General features: G+C 35.6%; 13 protein-coding genes. 2 read left to right on the top strand and 11 right to left on the bottom strand.

From position 1 onward, the window contains the following. Positions 1-6: 6 nt before the first annotated feature. The 10 genes from sfp to ACUL40_RS03570 all read right to left on the bottom strand — a co-directional run bounded on the left by sfp (position 7) and on the right by ACUL40_RS03570 (position 16711). The gene (gene sfp / locus ACUL40_RS03615; RefSeq protein ID WP_000573004.1) at positions 7-756 is read right to left on the bottom strand and encodes a 4'-phosphopantetheinyl transferase Sfp; all 750 of its coding nucleotides are present in this window, start codon (positions 754-756) and stop codon (positions 7-9) included. A 57-nt stretch (positions 757-813) separates the two neighbouring features. Next, entirely contained in the window at positions 814-2244 is a 1431-nt protein-coding gene (locus ACUL40_RS03610; protein ID WP_445422956.1) for an MDR family MFS transporter, read from the bottom strand. Next, positions 2244-2468: an MbtH family protein gene (locus ACUL40_RS03605; protein WP_000184055.1), complete on the bottom strand. Its 225-nt coding sequence runs from the start codon at positions 2466-2468 to the stop codon at positions 2244-2246. The genes ACUL40_RS03610 and ACUL40_RS03605 overlap by 1 nt, the downstream gene beginning before the upstream one ends. After that, a complete protein-coding gene (locus ACUL40_RS03600) occupies positions 2465-9622 on the bottom strand; it encodes an amino acid adenylation domain-containing protein (protein WP_445422957.1) in 7158 nt (2385 codons plus the stop codon). Before ACUL40_RS03600 ends, ACUL40_RS03605 begins: the two co-directional genes overlap by 4 nt. 33 nt (positions 9623-9655) lie before the next feature. Next, entirely contained in the window at positions 9656-10549 is an 894-nt protein-coding gene (locus ACUL40_RS03595; RefSeq protein WP_001007284.1) for an isochorismatase family protein, read from the bottom strand. A 24-nt stretch (positions 10550-10573) separates the two neighbouring features. Beyond that, a complete protein-coding gene (locus tag ACUL40_RS03590; protein ID WP_167316330.1) occupies positions 10574-12190 on the bottom strand; it encodes a (2,3-dihydroxybenzoyl)adenylate synthase in 1617 nt (538 codons plus the stop codon). A 12-nt stretch (positions 12191-12202) separates the two neighbouring features. Then, positions 12203-13402: an isochorismate synthase DhbC gene (gene dhbC / locus ACUL40_RS03585; protein WP_445422958.1), complete on the bottom strand. Its 1200-nt coding sequence runs from the start codon at positions 13400-13402 to the stop codon at positions 12203-12205. Positions 13403-13427: 25 nt separating this feature from the next. Next, on the bottom strand, positions 13428-14213 hold the full coding sequence (gene dhbA / locus ACUL40_RS03580) for a 2,3-dihydro-2,3-dihydroxybenzoate dehydrogenase (RefSeq protein WP_445422959.1): 786 nt from the start codon (positions 14211-14213) through the stop codon (positions 13428-13430). 627 nt (positions 14214-14840) lie between these two features. Then, entirely contained in the window at positions 14841-16043 is a 1203-nt protein-coding gene (locus ACUL40_RS03575) for an L-lactate MFS transporter (RefSeq protein WP_000750111.1), read from the bottom strand. A 350-nt stretch (positions 16044-16393) separates the two neighbouring features. After that, positions 16394-16711, bottom strand: coding sequence for a hypothetical protein (locus ACUL40_RS03570; protein ID WP_000627302.1), 318 nt, complete (start codon positions 16709-16711; stop codon positions 16394-16396). 687 nt (positions 16712-17398) lie between these two features. Here ACUL40_RS03570 and ACUL40_RS03565 point away from each other — a divergent pair. Then, complete coding sequence (locus ACUL40_RS03565) at positions 17399-17584, top strand: YkvS family protein (protein ID WP_000646793.1); 186 nt, start codon at positions 17399-17401, stop codon at positions 17582-17584. A gap of 58 nt (positions 17585-17642) precedes the next feature. Here the strand turns inward: ACUL40_RS03565 and ACUL40_RS03560 are convergent, their stop codons facing one another. Further along, the gene (locus ACUL40_RS03560) at positions 17643-17942 is read right to left on the bottom strand and encodes an ArsR/SmtB family transcription factor (RefSeq protein ID WP_000214801.1); all 300 of its coding nucleotides are present in this window, start codon (positions 17940-17942) and stop codon (positions 17643-17645) included. A gap of 489 nt (positions 17943-18431) precedes the next feature. On the opposite strand from ACUL40_RS03560, the gene ACUL40_RS03555 reads away from it, so the two are divergent. Further along, entirely contained in the window at positions 18432-18605 is a 174-nt protein-coding gene (locus tag ACUL40_RS03555) for a hypothetical protein (RefSeq protein ID WP_001141668.1), read from the top strand. Positions 18606-18691: the final 86 nt, after the last annotated feature.

Raw genomic sequence — 18691 nt, 5'->3', positions numbered from 1 at the left:
ATTTTTTTATTTAAGATTTAAAAGTGCTGCCGCATCTAATTGCGTAATTTCAGTTACTTCCTTACTGAATATTGCAACAGAGGCCCTATAATCTAAACTAGGCTTTACATCTTCCATCATTGTATTATTTAATAACTCTTGTCTATCCTTAAAAACCAACAAGTTTGGAGGATCGTTTGGAGCTGATACTGTAATATGTACTGGCGGAATCATTAGTCCTTCACCTGTCGCTTTCAGCACCGCTTCTTTTCGAGTCCAATATGTTAAAAATCCTTCTATTTTCTGTTCATTTGGCAGTTTCATAACTTGCGCTATTTCAATGTCTGTTAATACACCTTCTGCCATTTTCATAACATCTACATTTGGATTCATTTGTTCTACATCTATGCCAACAGGTGCAGATTTTGTAAAAGCAACGACAACCCACTCACCTGAATGCGAAACGGATAATTGCGGCATACCTTCTGGTAATTGTGGTCTTCCATGCTGCACTTTACATACTGAGCACATTCGATCAATTGGTACTTGGACTGGTGACATAGAAAGTATCTTACCGAGAACTAATCTACTTATTACGCAACCTATTATAAAACGAGCTCGATCTGCCGAATGATGATACGAATTTGCTTTCTCTCGCTCTATATCATTTAGTAAATTGTAATGCCATGATTGTAAATCCGAAATTCTTGCCCACCATATTTGACAATCATTCTCATTCAAAGTTGGAATAGAATCTACAACTTTACTTTCTATCATGTAAACTCTCCTTTATTCAACGAATACCAATTTTCATAAGAAAGCATGCGTATATTGTTATTCATTGACAAGTACTTTCTCTTTTTCTGATACAGATAATGTTTTTTCTTTCTTCTTTGACATTACCTCTTTATCGGAAATACGTAAAGAAAATAGTAGTGCTATGAGCAAAAATATTGCTGATCCAATTAATGCTGCTTTATATGGTAAAAAATCGGATTGAGCGTTATTACTTCCAAAACCAGCTAGTATACTAGCTAAAACAGCTACTCCTATTGCTGAACCTAATCGATTTTGCACATTGAATATAGTAGTAGCTCTCCCCATAGAAGGCGGCATGATATTGTTAAAGGCAGAAAATTGAACCGCACCGACAGATTGACCTAAGAAAATACCGATACCAAACAATAATGCGCGGATTTGCCACGGATTCGTATCGTGATTTACAAAACTTAATAAAACAAAGATAACCACGGTACAAATTAATCCAATAGAAATTACCTTTCGCGCTCCTAATTTTTTATATGACCATGGCACAATTTGTGAAGAAATCATTAATCCAATCGCCTCTGGAAATGTCGTAAGTCCTGATTCCAGCGCGGAAACTCCTATCACATTTTGATACATAAGTGGAAAAACAAATAACATTCCTAGTAAACCAGCTGATGAAAATAATGATATAAGACTCATCTTTCTAAACACTGGTTCTTTTAATAAACGTAAATCTAACATCGGTTGCTTTACTTTCAGTTCTACGATTATAAACAATGTAATGAATACACCCCCAGCTATCCCAGTACTCATAATTTCTGGAGAAATCCACCCTTTTGATGGTCCCTGGCTGAGCGCATATATGAGCATCGCAAATCCTGGTGCTGATAAAATAAAGCCGAGCGAATCAAAGCGACCAGCTGATTTTTCAACATGCTCTGCTAAAAATAGAAGTCCAAATAGCAATGCAACGATTCCAAACGGTAGATTAATATAAAATGCCCAACGCCAAGACATTTGATCTACAAAGAAACCACCGATGATAGGACCAATTGCTGGTGCTACAGCAATTGGAAGTATAATGAACCGAGAAATCTTCGGTCTTTCCTCTGGTGAAAATGTTCGAAATAACATTGCCATTCCAACTGGTGTTAAAAGCCCTCCACCAGCACCTTGAATAATACGGAAAATATTCAATGAAGTAATATCGTTAGCCATTCCGCATAAAGCAGAGGCAATTGTAAATACGAAAAGAGCAATTAAAAACACTCTTTTCGTACCAAATCGATCTCCTAACCAACCAGAAATCGGAAGGAAAACAGCTAAACTAACTAAATACCCAACATTAACCGTCCCCATTGCAGATGCAGGTACTTGTAGTTCTCTACTTATCGTTTGCAGTGCTACATTTACAATCGTTGCGTCCATCGCAGCCATAAACATCGTAGTTATATAAACGATACTTACAACTACTTTTGGATTTAGTTTTTCTTTCATTATCGTTTTCCTGCTAATGTTTTTTCGCGAACTTGATTACTTTTTGGATTCAAATCTTTCCAGTTATATTCAACATATTCTAAGCAGCTCTGCCTACTAGCTTCTTCATATACGATATTCCAGCCAATAGGTACATCGAGAAAAGCAGGCCAGAGAGAATACTGGCCCTCCTCATTTATTAATACTTTATATGTGTAATTATCATTTTCAAATGGATTCGTCATACTCTACTTACCCCTTTCTTATTCTGCAAATATTTCGCTAATACTTGTCCAATTTCCGTAAGCGGACCTGGCTGACATAGATCTTTATGTCTACAATCAATATCGTGCTGCACAATTTGCCCGTCTAAATAATTTAGCCACGTATTTGGAGAAATAGGATCAAACCAGTCTGGTATAACAGTAGATCTAAAGAACAGGATATCTCCGTTATAAACTTTCGGTACATATTTCCCTAACAACCCTACTGAATTTACATATGTTTCTTTCAAGTTCAATATAGTCTCTTCTTCAAGACTTGCTAATGCACTTCCATCTTTACGAAGGATTTCAACTGCACTTTCCATTGTAAGTGGTTTACCATCCATGTTATCTGGGTCATATCCGCCTAAAGCAAGTAATGCGATTAACGCTTCCTCTTCAGTAGGCGCTTCCGTATTCGGTAAGAAGTGTCCAGGATAAGAGTCAAGCATAACGAGTAATTCTACTTCTTCCCCTTCATTTTGTAATTGCGCCGCCATTGCATGCACAACATTTCCTCCAAGCGACCAACCTAATAAACGATATGGTCCATGAGGCTGTACTTCACGAACGTGTTTCAAGTAATCCGCCGCCATCTCCTCTAAACTTTTTGGAAGTTCTTCATTTTTAGCAATACCACGTGCTTGCACACCATAAATTGGATAATCTGTTCCTAAAGATTTCATAAGTCCTGCATAGCACCAACTTAATCCACCTGCTGGATGTACACAAAATAGTGGTAATTGATCCCCGCTTGCTCGTAATGGAAGCAACACATCAAGTGCACTTTGACCATTCCCCATCTCAAGTCTTTCAGCTAACCCTGCAACAGTTGGTGCTGCAAATAAAGTACCAATGTTTAGTTCCACTCCAAGCGCCTCTTTCATGCGGCTCATAAGCTGTACTGCAAGGAGTGAATGACCACCAAGATCAAAGAATCCGTCATCAATTCCAATTTGAGGTACACTTAGCACTTCTGTAAACAAGTCACATAACATTTCTTCTTGCGGTGTTCTTGGACCACGACTAGAAGATGATGCGATAAATGCTGGAGCTGGCAATGCCTTTCTATCTAATTTACCGTTTGGAGTTAAAGGTAACTCATTTACTACTACAAAAGCGTATGGAACCATATAATCTGGTAAACTACCACTAGCAAACTGACGCATTTCATTCGTATCAATTGCTTCATTATTTGATGCAACGATATAAGAAACTAACCGTTTATCCCCTGGTTGATCTTCACGTACAATAACGGCTACTTGCTCAGCTTTAGGGTGCTTCATTATGACTGCTTCTATTTCTCCTAATTCAATTCGGAATCCACGAATTTTGATTTGATGATCTGCACGTCCTATATAATCTAGCGTCCCATCATTACGCCAGCGAGCTAAGTCTCCTGTACGATACATTCTTGTACCTGGCTTGCCAAATGGATCTGCGATAAAGCGTTCAGCCGTTAATCCTGCTCTTCCTAAATATCCACGCGCAAGTCCTGCACCTGCAACATACATTTCTCCAACTACTCCAGGTGGGACTGGTTGTAAATAGTTGTCTAACACATACACTTTAAGGTCAGGTATACTGCACCCAATTAAACTATTTGCCCGTAAAGAGACGATAGTTTCATCTAATTCAATATAACTAACATGTACTGTCGTCTCTGTAATACCATACATATTAATAAGCTTTGGTGCGTTATGAGGATGTCGACTATACCAACCTTCTAAGCGACTTAGCTCAAGTGCTTCTCCTCCAAAAACAACATATCGTAAAGATAATTTTTGGCCAATCTCTTCATTTTCACGATCTGCTTGCATCAATTGGTAGAACGCTGATGGAGTTTGGTTTAAAACCGTAACCTTTTCTTTAACAAGAAGCTGTAAAAATTCTTTCGGCGAGCGACTTACAGTATGTGGGACTACAACTAAACGCCCTCCGTATAATAAAGGTCCCCAAATTTCCCAAACCGAGAAATCAAAAGCATATGAATGGAACATCGTCCAAACATCGTTTCCGTCAAACTGGAACCAATGATCAGTTGCTCCTAAAAGTCTCACTACATTTTGATGAGGTATCATAACGCCTTTCGGTCTGCCCGTTGACCCTGACGTATAAATAACGTAAGCAATATGTGATGGAGATAATGGCTTAATTCGTTCCACTTCATCAATATTGTCTTCACTATATTTCTCAACCTCTGCTATTACTTTCACATCATCAACTAAAACTTTTAGTGCCTCATTACATTCAATTTCCACTTCTGAATTCGTTAAAACACATGATGGTTTCGCATCGTGTAGCATAAATGAAATACGGTCTGCTGGGTAATCTGGATCTAACGGAAGGTATCCAGCACCAGCTTTAAGAACAGCTAATAAGCTTACAACCATGTTTAATGATCTTGGCATCGCTAAAGCAACGAGTTGATCAGGACCAATCCCTTTTGCTATTAGGAATCGAGCTATTTTATTTGCTTTTCTATTTAACTCTTCATAAGTTAATTTCTTATCTTCAAAGACAACAGCAATAGAATTTGGATTTATATGAGCCTGCTTTTCAAACAATTGTGGCAATGTCATTTCTGGTGCAATTTGAAAACCACCATTCCACTTTTCTAACACTGTATTTTTCTCTGCTAAAGTTAATATTTCTAATCTGCCAATGGATTGATCTGGATTTGTAGTTGCATCATCTAATAACAAAATGAATCGTTCTATTAGTTTTTGAACCGTTTCACGTTTATATAAATCGGTACTAAACTCTAGTAATCCATGTAAACCGTTCGGAGTACCATCAACCCCGTTACTCTCACTAATTTCAAATGTTAAATCAAATTTTGCAGAACCAACGCTTTGAATTTCAAGGCTCGCTTCTAAATCTGGTACATGAAACGTTGCTTCTGGTGTATTTTGAAAAGCTAACATAACTTGAAACAACGGATGGCTGTTTCGAGTACGTACTGGATTTAATACTTCAACAAGCCTTTCAAATGGAACATCTTGATTTTCATAAGCTGCAAGATTTACCTGCTTCACTCTATTTAATAATTCTTTAAAACTTGGATCTCCTGAAGTATTTGTACGTAACACTAATGTATTTACAAATAAACCAACAATATCTGAAAGTACATCATCATTTCTTCCAGCAATCGGACTTCCAATTGGTATATCAGTGCCTGCACCTAATCTTGTAAATAGTGCACTAAGCCCTGCTTGCAATACCATAAACAAACTAACTCCATTTTTACGTGCAAGCTCTACTAACCTACTATGCATACCTTCATCTATATGAAAATGAATTGTTTCCCCGCGGTAACTCGTCTCAATTGGACGCTGGAAATCTGTAGGTAACTCCATTTGGTCTGGTAAACCTTTAAGTTCTTCTTTCCAAAAATCTAATTGTGTTGAAATAAGACTCTCTTGTGTCGTTTCATCACCTAGCAATTGCTGTTGCCAAAGTGCATAATCTGCGTATTGAACTGGTAGTGTCTCCAGCTGAACTCTGTCACCTTGACTTCGCGCTTTATACGCCGCTGTAAAATCTCTCGTTAACGGCTGTAATGACCAGCCATCACCTACAATATGATGTAATAGAATTAATAATACATGTTCGTTTTCACTCATTGTAAAAAGTTGCAAACGAACTGCCGGCTCAAAATCGAGGTTAAAGCTATATCTTACCGCCTCTGAAAGTACACTTTCTAATTCATCTTTACATGTATTAGTTATAACCATTTCTAAATTTAAGTTTTCCATATCTAAAATTTTCTGATAGGAACTACCTAATACGTTAGGGAAAATTGTTCTAAGTGTTTCATGTTTCTCAACTACATCATAAAAAGCACCTTGTAATGCTTCCCGATTCAATATTCCATTCATACGAATGACTAGCGGAATATTATAAGTAGGACTTGGACCTTCTAAACAATTTAAGAACCATAACCTGCGCTGTGCAAATGAAAGTGGAACTTCATTTGGCCTACTTGCTTTCTGAATAGCTGGTCTTGCGCTTTTTGCATGGTTTAATTGTTTCGCCAGTTCGGCAACAGTTGGTGATTCAAATAGTTTCCCAATTCCTAATTCCACACTTAACGTTTCACGAATTCTTGCCATTAAACGAGATGCGAGAAGTGAATGTCCACCCATTTCAAAGAAATTATCATCAATGCCAATTCGAGAAACACCAAGTACTTCTGCAAATAAATCACATAATATTTCTTCTTTCGGATTTCTAGCAACTCTCTCATTGTTCATTCCATTAAAATCAGGAGCAGGTAATTTCTTTCTGTCAACCTTACCATTTGGCGTTAATGGTAATACTTCTAGCACAACAAATGTCGATGGTATCATATAATTCGCTAAACTTTCTGAAACATAAGAACGAATTTCTGAAAGATTAATCGGTTCCTTTTCTTCTGCAACGATATACGCAATGATGCGTTTATCATTTGCACGATCTTCTCGTACCATTACTACCGCTTGTTGAATATTTTCATGTCGTTGTAATACCGTTTCAATTTCAGCTAATTCAATTCGGAATCCACGAATTTTAATTTGATGATCTGCGCGACTAATGTACTCTAACGCACCATCACTACGCCATTTCACAAGATCTCCTGTACGGTACATGCGCTTCCCTGATTCTCCATAAGGATTTGCAACAAACCGTTCAGCTGTTAACTCAGGTTTTCCTAAATATCCGCTTGCAAGTCCTTCCCCTGCAATATATAATTCCCCAATAACTCCAGGTGGCACTGGTTGTAACCCTGCATCCAATACATACACTTCTGTATTGCAAATTGGTTTTCCAATAGGAGGTATGCCCTTTTCACCTTCATCAATGTTCATGAAAGTAGACCAAATCGTCGTTTCAGTTGGTCCATATAAATTAGTTATTGAGCAACCTAATTCTCGTAATTTATTTGCTAAATGCGCTGGAAGAGCTTCACCACCAACAAGTATGCTTAGCCCTTGTAGCTTCTCTGGATAATCAGTTACTAACGCCTGCCAAAGCGTCGGTGTAGCCTGCATAATGGTCACTCTTTCTTCATGTAAAAGTGTCGTTAATGCAGAAGGCTCTTGTATGTCTTCTTTTTGCGCAATTGTTAAACTTGCACCACTAATAAGAGGTAAATAAATTTCTAGTGCAGAAATATCAAATGCAAACGTTGTAACTGCTAATAAATGATCATTTTCATTTAATGAAAACTTTTGTTGCATAGCCATTAAAAAGTTACTTAAACCTCTCATAGGAACAATTACACCTTTTGGGTTTCCTGTTGAGCCTGAAGTATATATTGTATAGGCTGGGTTTAACAGTGATACATCATTCTTACATGCTATATTCATACGAGAATATGTATGTAACGCTAGTTTCGTTTCTTCGTCATCTAATACAATTTTTTTCATATCCTTTTCTATAACTAACTTAGATGAAACAGATGAATGTGTTATGATACAAACTGGTTTTGCATCATTTACTATATAAGTAACTCTATCTGCTGGGTATTCTGGATCTATTGGTAAATACGCTGCACCAGCCTTTAAGACTGCTAGCATACTAACTACCATTTCTATTGATCTAGGGAATACTAAAGCTACAAACTGATTTGGTCGTATTCCTTCTTCTACTAAATAATGTGCTAGTTCATTCGCTCGTTCATTTAGCTCTTTATACGTAAGGATTACACCGTCACAAGTAATCGCTAGTTTATTGGGATTTTTTTTCACTTGTTTTTCAAATGATATAGGCAGACTGATTAATTCATCGTCTTCCTTCGTTTCATTCCATTCCAATAAAACTTTATGATTTTCTTCAGGCAGAGTAATGTTTATTTTTCCAATCGACTCGTTTTTCTCATAATTATTTATTACTAATTCAAATAGATTCATAAATCTTTCTTTATGCAATGCTAGCTCCGCGTTATTATATACTTCAGGATTTGCATCAAAATGAATCATTATCTCATTTTGATCAAAACGTTTATATACATTTATCGATAAATCATCGACAGGTCCTGCTGATAAGTTATGCGTAATACCACGATTTCCAGCAAAATTAAGCCCGTAATCAAAAGGCATAACATTCACTAACGGTCCAAACAACCTTTGATTTTCACCTAGTAACTTTAAATCTCTTCTTAATTCCTCATGACGGTATTTATAATGGCGACGTACATCTCGGATTTCTTTAGAAACTTGCTGCAATAATTCCGCAAGAGTTATATTTGGAGTTACTGTAATACGAAGTGGAACTAAATTCATTACCATACTTGGTGTATGAATAGATACAGAACCTAGACGTCCCATCATCGGTAAACCTAAAACAATATCATTTTCACCTGTTAATTTATGCATATAAATACTTGTTACAGCCACAATGAATTCCGGCCAACTTGTTAACGAAATATTGATATCTTCTAGTAAAGTTTTCGTGCTAGAACTAGATAAATAAGCTGTTTCTCGTGAAAATCCATTTGATGTTCTCGGTGCTCGTTCTGCCAAACTTACAACTTCTGGGGCATCTGCAAACTTTTCTAACCAAAAAGTACGATCTTCCTGAAATTGTTTAGACTCACGATACTCAATATCTTCTTGCACGACTTTTGCAAGAGAACCAAATGGTTTTTCATTCTTGTTTGTTTCTTCTATAAGTGATGTATACTCATTCGCTACTTTTTGGCTAAGAAGTGAAAATCCATAGCCATCCATCACAATGTGATGGATGCGCTGATACCAAAAGAAACGATTATTTTCAACTTGAATAAGTGCTTCAGTAAATAAAGTATCTTTTTTCAAATCGACTGGCATAGATAAATCATTTTTCATCCATACTTTAGCAGCTTCTTCAGGATTTTCTTCTTTACGAACGTCAATAAAATGCATATGAAACTGTGATTCTTCAATAACTTGCCATGGGCCAATTTCATCCTCTTCGAAGCGAACATGAAGTGCTTCTGCTTCCATTACAACTTTACGTACAGCTAATTCAAAAATGTCTTGATGAATATTTCCGTTTATTTCTACATATTCCCCAGTATTATAAATTGGATTAAGCGGATCTAATTGTTGCGCAAACCACATACCAGACTGCGCAGATGATAACGAATGACGAATCTTTTGACTGTTAGGCATTCTTTACTACCCCTTTATTATGTAGTCTATTTGTTACAGCACCTGTGCTGTTTGTGAAGATAGTAAACTGTACCAACCTGTAACAGTTGGACGTTCTGCTAAATCTGCAAAAGTGATTTCTTTCCCTTCACGACGCCACTTCTCTACTAAACTCATAATTCTGACCGAATCAAGCCCTCTATTTAATAAGTCCTCATCAATATCAATACTCTCTACTGGCTCACGAAGTAGTTGTGCAACTAGTTCATGCACTTCCTGTATAGTGATTCCTTCACCCTCATCACCTTTTACACTTTGTAAATCTTTTAACAGTAGGTTTGTTGATGTCGTTACTGCACATCTATTAGATGCATACTCCAATGCTTGTTTATGATGCTCTAGTGAAAAATCAGCAACTGCATCTGCTACAAAGAACGGCTCTATACCATCCATAAATGCTTCACAAGCTGTTAAAAGACAGCCAATATGCGCATAAATACCGCAAATAATGAGTTGATCTCTTCCTTGTTCATTTAAAATTTCTAATAGATTTGTCTTTTTAAATGCACTATATCTCCATTTTGTTAGGAATATATCATCTTCATCAGGAGTAAGTTCATCAACAATTTTCTTTTTATCTGGTCCAGCAGGTATACCGTCACCCCAAAAGTCTTGTAATAAACCTCGTTGTTCTAACGTTTGCCCACCAGGTTGTGCTGTATAAACAACTGGTATACCAAGTTCCTTACATTTTTCTCTTATCATTTTAATATTTGAAACAAGTTCTACTTTTGGTGATTCTTTATCGCTATATGCATCAAGAAAATATTCTTGCATGTCATGAATTAAAAGTACTGCACGTTTCGGATCTGGTGTCCAATTCACTTTATTTTTCGGTAGTTCTGATTCAATTGGCATTTTATATACTGAAATAGATGGAATAGCCATCTAATCACTTCCTTCCGGTTTTTATTATTGTTTTACTGTAATAAGTTTTTCAGCAATGACTTTACGTAGTTCTTTTTTGCTGACTTTTCCGACTCCTGTTTGCGGAAATGATTCAATAAATTCAATTCGATCTGGAATTTTATAAGCCGCTATACCACGTTCTCTTAAAAACATTTTTAATTCACTTACTGCCGGAACTTGTCCGCGAGCTATAACAAAAGCACAGGTGCGTTCACCTAAATAATCGTCAGGCATAGATACAATTGCTACGTCATGGACCGCATCGTGTGCTAATAGATGATTTTCAACTTCTTCTGCAGCAACTTTCTCACCACCACGGTTAATTTGATCTTTATCTCTTCCTTCTACAATGATGTATCCTTGTTCATTTACTTTTACAAGATCACCTGTGCGATAAAATCCATCCTTTGTAAATGATCGTGCATTATGCTCTTCGGCTTTATAGTAACCACGAATTGTATATGGACCTCGTGTTAATAAACTACCTACTTCGCCCGGTTGTACATCGTTGTCATTTTCATCAACAACTCGTACTTCATCGAGTGCAGACATTGGTCTACCTTGTGTATGAATAATAATTTCTTCCGGATCGTCTAATCTTGTATAGTTCACTAATCCTTCCGCCATACCGAATACTTGCTGTAACGTACATCCAAATGTAGGGCGTATACGTCTTGCTACCTCAGCACTAAACTTAGCACCACCTACTTGAATAACCTCTAGGCTCGATAAATCGGTATTACGAGAAGATGCAGCATCAAGCCAAATCATTGCTAATGGCGGAACGAGCGCTGTAATTGTAACTTTTTCTTTTTCGATAAGAGCAAATGCCTCATCTGGACTACCACCAGTTGCCAATACCACTTTTCCACCCGCATAGAAAGTTCCAAATGTCCCTGGAGAACTCATTGGGTAATTGTGTGCTACTGGAAGAACTGCCATATAGACGCTTTCTGCATTCAAATTACAAATTTTAGCGCTAACACGCAAACTATAAATATAGTCATCATGTGTTCTAGGAATTAATTTAGAAAGACCTGTTGTGCCTCCTGATAATTGGAGAAACGCAACATCACTTGGCTGAACTTCTGGTAATGAGACGGGATCCATATACAGATCATTTATGTTCACAAACTCTTCTTCTTCTCCCACTACAATTACATGTTGTAAATTTGGCACTTTCTCTTTCACTTCTCTTGCTAGTTTTCGATAATCAAAACCGAGAGCCTTATCTGAAATAACGTAAGCGCTCGCCTCGCCAAAATCACAAAAATAACTAATTTCACTGCTTCGATGTGACGGCAGTGCAAAGACAGGAAGCGCTCCAATTCGAAATAGTGCAAAACATATTTCGAAAAACTCGATAATGTTAGGTAACTGGATTACAACTCTGTCCTCTTTCTTTATTCCTAAATTCAGTAAACCTGCTGCTAAACGATCTACCTTTTTATTAAGTTCACTATATGTTATATGCTTCTTACCACTTACAACCGCGATTTGATCTCCATATTTCTCAGCCCGCTCTCTTAACACTCCTCCAAATGTTTCACCAAGCCAACATCCTTCTTCTCGGTAACGATTGGCAAATTCTTTTGGCCATTCTGTATAACCTACTAGCATTCTTTCTTCCCCCTATTTTTCATTAAGTGAACTATCTCTTAACCCTAAAGCTTTTAGCATTGTTTGGAACTTAGCTGATGTTTCTGCTAACTCATCTTCTGGTTTTGACTCAGCAACAACTCCAGCTCCTGCATATAAACGCAGTGTATTTTCTTGTACTTCAGCACAACGAATTGTAACAATCCATTCTCCATCTCCATTTAAATCGCTCCATCCTAGCATTCCTGTAAAGAACTCGCGGTCAAATGGCTCAATATGCTGTATAGCCTCTCTTGCTTTTTCCATCGGAGTTCCGCAAACTGCTGGCGTAGGATGAAGGGCAATTGCTAATTGTAAAGAAGAAGTATTTGGATCCTTCAGTTCACCTTTCACTTCTGTAGACAAATGCCACATCGCTTCACTATGAATAACTGATGGCTTTTCTGGAACATGTAATGTATGACAATACGGACGAAGTGCAGCGGCAACCGCTTCCACTACTACCGCATGTTCATGTAAATCTTTTGGAGAAGAAAGTAATTCCTCTGCTCTTCTTTTATCTTCTACTGGGTCCTCACTACGTGGCCTTGAACCAGCTAACGGGTTAGAAATAACTTGCATACCATTACGTGAAACAAGTAATTCAGGACTTGCTCCAATTAGCGTCTTACTGTTCTCTTTTTCATCTTTCGGTAAATTCACAGCAAATGTATAACCATGCTTATTATGTTCTGCTAATTCTCGCAGAAGTTTTTGCTTATCAATCTTTTCGGAAGATCTAACATCTAACGATCTAGATAGAACGATTTTCTTTAAATCACCATCCTGTATTTTTTTAATTCCTTGCTTCACACCATTCATATAAACTTCAGGGTCTGGCATTGGCGTCATTTCAAATGTTACGTTCTCATTTGTTTCAAGCTGATTTGTTGTATCCAATTGTAAACGCTCAGAAATTCTACTATATTCTGGTACCATAAGTTGAACTTCTTTTCTACGATCAAATGGCAAAGCACCCACAACGATAGGATTTGGATTTCCAGCTTGTTTCGCATTACTTAATGTCGCTTGCACAAGCTCTGGGAATTTTTCAATTTCACGATGCTTTACTGTAGTAAACTCTCCTTCTGCTAATATAGTTCGAGTTGGTGAAGCGAAAAAGAATGAAGATTCAGTCTTATAATCTTCTAAAAGTTTTTCTGACAATTCCTTTACAGCTATATGTTCATTCATAATATAATAACCTCCTGAATTTTTATTAAACTCCTAACGTAGCACCGCCATCGACACATAAATTGTGCATTGTAATATGACTTGCTCTATCTGAGGCTAAAAATAACACTGCTTCAGCAACTTCTGAAGGTTGTGCAATTTTTTGTAATGGAATTCCGAGTCTATATGTATTTTGAGAACCAGCAATTATATTTTTAGCTCCATTCTCATCAGCCCATAGTAATCTTTGCATCTCAGTTTCAGTAGAACCTGGAGAAACTAAGTTGCAGCGTATATTGTATGCCGCAAGCTCTAGTCCTAAACATTTCATAAACATCGTCGTTGCAGCCTTTGACGCAGCATACGCAGCCATCTCCATTCTCGGCGTATTTGCCGCATTTGAACCGACTGTAACAATTGCCCCTGATTTTCTTAACATCATATTTTTACTTACCGCTCGGGACATATTGAAAACCCCTGTAGTATTTACAGAGAATGTTTTATTCCAATCTTCATCACTTAACGAATGAATTGGTCCCATACGCAAAATCCCTGCAACGTTTACTAAAATATCTATTGGCGCTATTTCATTTGCAATATGATTTACCATGTCTTCAACAGCAGCGCTATCACTCACATCTAAACGAAACGTTTTCATACGTGTATTATTTAATTCATTTTGATTTAAGAGTACATTTAACCCCTCTTCATTTTGATCAACCGCAATAACTGTGGCTCCTCTTTCTAAAAACATTTTGGCAACAACACTGCCTATGCCTTGTGCTGCACCTGTTACTAAAACTGTTTGCCCATCAAATTCCCCTAAGTTCATTTTCTCTATCCTTTCACATAAACATTAATTTCATTAAGTAACATAAATGATATTGATTTTCATTATCAATCATGTTGTAAAAAATAATACACTTACTAAACTAATTGGTCAAGTGCGCATTACTTTAAAATCCATTTTATTGATAATGTTTTTCATTTACTATCTTACACCGAAATGATAATGTTTCTCAATAAACTTGTCAATCTTTTTTTATTTTTCAGATAAAGTATTTTAATGCTTCTTAATAAAATCATACCTAAACGCATTAAATGTACTTATATTATAAATAAAATTCAAACTCCTCTTTTTAAAATTGAAGAAGATAAACTAGAGATACGTTCATTTACAATGCTTTATGAAAAACTCAAGTATATATTTTCTCAATATTTTTCTGAAAATATATCTTACAAATACTAATGAATGTCTTCTTTATCATTTAAGATTTAATATATATTTCGAATATGATGTATCAATTTATTATATTCCAAATGGGTATTCCACTCACTTTTACATCTATAAAAATCACAAAAGTAATTTAACCTTGTTAAAATAACTCATAAAAAAGCATCCTAATTAATAGAATAGGATGCTTTTTCGTAATCATAGTGTTATAGAAGATTTGTATACTTATGCTACGCTGCGATACTCTTCTTCTTGTTCTTTTTTCTGTTTAGGTGCTTGAATTAAAATTGCGATAATGAATGACACGACACATAATACACCGATCACCATGAACGTTGGTTTGAATCCACCTAGAAGTGCACCGATAAAGGAACCTGCAAGCGCCCCAAATCCAAATCCTTGATACACAATTCCGTAGTTCTTACTATGGTTTTTCATACCGAAGAAATCACCAACAATAGCTGGGAAAATAGTGATATTTCCACCAAAGCAAAACGCTACACTTGCTACACATACGAAGTAAATACCATAATTTAAATCTACAAAACTTAGAACTAAGACTGAACTCGCCATAACAACAAAAGTACCAGTAACGATTTTTAAACGCCCAATTTTATCCGATAACGGTCCTAAAATGATACGACCTAATGTATTGAAGATTGCAACCATAGCCACCGCATTAGCTGCTGTTGCTGCGCTAAGTCCTACAAGTTGAACACCAATGTCTTTTACCATACCAATTAAGTATAAGCCACTCATACATGATGTAAATAACATGATAAATAATAAGTATACTTGTTTTGTGCCTAACATTTCTTTCGTTGTGTATTCCTTAGTTTTTGTTTCATGAACTGCTCCTTGATCTGCAGCTTGATGGATTAAACAAGCACCAATTACAATCATAGCTGTAACAATTAAACCCCAGTATATAAATGCTTGCGATACACCAACTGATTCAATCAACTGTGCGTTAACGTATTTAAAGATTAAGCTACCTGAACCATATGCAGAGACAGAAATACCAGCAATTAAACCTTTACGCTCTGGAAACCACTTTATTAAATTTGATAGTGAAGTGATATATGCTGTACCATCTGCATAACCTACAACAACTCCCGCTAGTACATAAAGTAATATTAATGAGGACGCTTGTGAGCTAAGTATTAATCCTAGTCCTAATGCTAATCCAGCTATCATAATAAGTTTACGAAGTCCCCATTTTTCTTGCAATTTACTCGCAAATAAAGTTGAAAATGCTAAAGAAAGACTAGTAATTGAGAAAGTTATCGCAACAGCGTTAAGACTCCAACCGTATTTACTAACTAAAGGCTGATTGAATAAACTCCATGTATATATCGTCCCAAGCCCCATTTGTACTATAACTGTGCCAAGGACAACAAACCATGGATTAACAGTTGATTTTTTCATACCTTTCCGCCTCCTCTTTCTATTTCAATGCTATTCGCTAAATTTACTTTTTTTATGTTCATTTTGGTCACCTCTTTTGATTTGACACCTTCATTGTATAAGATGTTTTCGTTTATGTAAGCACTTACAAGACAGAGCGTCAAAAACGTAGAATCAGTTACAAAAAACGAAGGATGAAATACAAAAACTACTTATTAAATACGTAACACTTATTTAATAAGTAGTTTTTGTATAAGATCGATTTACATTTATTTTTGAACTCTTTTTTTAAAAGTGAAACAATAAAACCGTCTCTTTACTATTTATTAAAGAGACGGTTTTATTAGGTCAATTCATAAGCCTGACTTTTTTTATACGTTTATAATTGTTTCTTCAAATGTAACAATTGGCTCTACAAATTCCATCATAATGAAAGCATTTTTAATACGTCTTGTTAAAACTTCTTTTAATTCTGCACACATTTCTTCTGTAAGTGATTTTACAAATACAAAGTTGTGATAATAAATCACACTCTTCTCTTTACTTAATGGGTTTAAAAACATCCCCTCTTTTGTAACGAGAGCATTAGAATGCCCCGATAAAGTTGAAAGAAACGTCTCTAAAATTTTTATTTCTCTTTTTGAAAACGATTCTTCACAAACTACTTTAATATTCATTTCTGTTATCATTTATATATTCCCCCAACCATTTTTTCACAAGGGGATACTATAATACTATTAAATTTTCACAAGACTCCCCTTGTCGTTCATAAAATTCACCAGAAAACTAAGTTGACTAACTTGTTTTTTCCCTTTATTCATATAAATCTCTCCTTTCGTATATATTACTTCTCCATTTGTAATTGATTACCTTTTTATATTAAAGTTTTTCTATGTTTTTAATTGGAATTTTACCAATTAGAGATCTTATTAATAAACGTATATTTTTCTTATACTCCTGAAAAAAACTTTACTTATCTACTTTACGTTTTGTGCTACATAGTGTCTGTTTTTTGAATAATTTGTTTCTCTGCAGTATTTACATAGAAATATTGTTTCGCTAATGCTGAAAACAATTTACTTTGCTTATAATAAAGTGAAACTTTAATCAACCCTCACCAATCAGGCTTTTATGGGCAGCAGGGCCCCCACCTAACTTCTTTGCTTCCACTGAATTTTGAGGTGGGGGTCTTACTGCCCAGCAAATAGCGGGATAAACTTAAATAAAATATAACTTTTAACATAAGAGTACTTTATACTTTTCTATTAGAGAACAAATTTTTTCCCAATAAATAAAACTAAATATTCACTAATATATCTATCCGTGGTTTAATATATATAATAAAAAAATATTTCTGTCTTTAATGAGGAGGTACTATGAAAGCAAACGTAGGGGATACTATACTTTTTCAACGAAATAATTTAAAGATTACAGGATCTGTATTAAAACTTTATACTGAATCGGTCTTAGTTGAAATTACAAATGTAAGCGGTGGTACTTTTGAATTTGATCGAACAATTGTAAATCATAAAAACTATAAAGTTTTAAATACAAATACATAAAACAACACAAAATAGCCCCTGCTCAACAGCAGGGGCTATTTTATATAAAAATATTTCACTAGTTTATATACCCTAAAACATTAACAATCTTACTCGCTTTTAAATTGTTAATATGATAATAAATTTCTAAACCTCTTCTCTCTGCTCGTAACACTTTACCCTTCATTTTTGATAAATGTTGTGAAACAGTAGATTGCGGAATATTCAGTAACTCTGTTAATTGTGTTACATTACAAGTTTTTCTCGTACTTAATTCATTTACAATTTGCAGTCTGATTGGATGCGCCATAATTTTTAAAATATCTACATCTTCTTCTGAAACTAAAGTTTTTCTCATTTCACTCGTATATGTTGTCATAAGACATTCCCCTTTTATATGAATTCCATATTCATAAGATCTATTTCCAAATTTTTTAAAACCCTTGATTAAAACTTTCATATAGAAATAAAAGGATTTTAAATTTTTGAAAACAGAACTTACATTCACTTTATTTATTTATTTGGTACATATACATAATACAATGTTAATATGTGCTCTATGTGAAGTTCACATAAATTTGTGATGAAGATTTACTTAGCCACTCGCATCCTACTCATCTAATTACTCACTGCGTAAAATCATCAGTTATTTTAACACATTTTAGGCGTTTGTATATACTATTTATAAAGTGAAACTTTAATCAGTGGGGCTTTTGTTCATCCCCCACTGATTATCAGCCCTCACCAATCGGGCTTTTACGGGCAGCAGGGCCCCACCTAAATTCTTTGCTTCCCCTGAATTTTTAGATGTGGGTCTTACTGCACGGCAAATAGCGAGATAAAACAACTTTTATAAAGGAGGATTCATATGCCTACAGCGTTACAAGAAGAAGTCGAAGAAGCACGGGAAACATATGTCAGTCGTATCATCTTAGTTGGAGGATCGACTTTATTTTTAGTAGGTGGGGTTATCTCAGCAATTTCAGCTTTTAAAGCTTATAATCGTTTGGAGAATACGCCGCCTTCTACAGATAATTCATAGATATTTTATAAAATAAAACGTCGCCTCCAATATGAAGAGACGACGTTTTATTATTCATACATATGACACTAAAAGTATCGGTAGAT

The sequence above is a fragment of the Bacillus sp. KNSH39 genome (assembly GCF_052656585.1).
The sequence above is the reverse complement of the archived record's forward strand: the minus strand, read 5'-3'. Positions and strand labels throughout refer to the sequence as shown.

Excerpts from the sequence above, each read along its gene's own strand:
- sfp (WP_000573004.1), bottom strand. The coding sequence starts at position 756 with ATGATAGAAAGTAAAGTTGTAGATTCTATTCCAACTTTGAATGAGAAT.
- ACUL40_RS03610 (WP_445422956.1), bottom strand. The coding sequence starts at position 2,244 with ATGAAAGAAAAACTAAATCCAAAAGTAGTTGTAAGTATCGTTTATATA.
- ACUL40_RS03605 (WP_000184055.1), bottom strand. The coding sequence starts at position 2,468 with ATGACGAATCCATTTGAAAATGATAATTACACATATAAAGTATTAATA.
- ACUL40_RS03600 (WP_445422957.1), bottom strand. The coding sequence starts at position 9,622 with ATGCCTAACAGTCAAAAGATTCGTCATTCGTTATCATCTGCGCAGTCT.
- ACUL40_RS03595 (WP_001007284.1), bottom strand. The coding sequence starts at position 10,549 with ATGGCTATTCCATCTATTTCAGTATATAAAATGCCAATTGAATCAGAA.
- ACUL40_RS03590 (WP_167316330.1), bottom strand. The coding sequence starts at position 12,190 with ATGCTAGTAGGTTATACAGAATGGCCAAAAGAATTTGCCAATCGTTAC.
- dhbC (WP_445422958.1), bottom strand. The coding sequence starts at position 13,402 with ATGAATGAACATATAGCTGTAAAGGAATTGTCAGAAAAACTTTTAGAA.
- dhbA (WP_445422959.1), bottom strand. The coding sequence starts at position 14,213 with ATGAACTTAGGGGAATTTGATGGGCAAACAGTTTTAGTAACAGGTGCA.
- ACUL40_RS03575 (WP_000750111.1), bottom strand. The coding sequence starts at position 16,043 with ATGAAAAAATCAACTGTTAATCCATGGTTTGTTGTCCTTGGCACAGTT.
- ACUL40_RS03570 (WP_000627302.1), bottom strand. The coding sequence starts at position 16,711 with ATGATAACAGAAATGAATATTAAAGTAGTTTGTGAAGAATCGTTTTCA.
- ACUL40_RS03565 (WP_000646793.1), top strand. The coding sequence starts at position 17,399 with ATGAAAGCAAACGTAGGGGATACTATACTTTTTCAACGAAATAATTTA.
- ACUL40_RS03560 (WP_000214801.1), bottom strand. The coding sequence starts at position 17,942 with ATGACAACATATACGAGTGAAATGAGAAAAACTTTAGTTTCAGAAGAA.
- ACUL40_RS03555 (WP_001141668.1), top strand. The coding sequence starts at position 18,432 with ATGCCTACAGCGTTACAAGAAGAAGTCGAAGAAGCACGGGAAACATAT.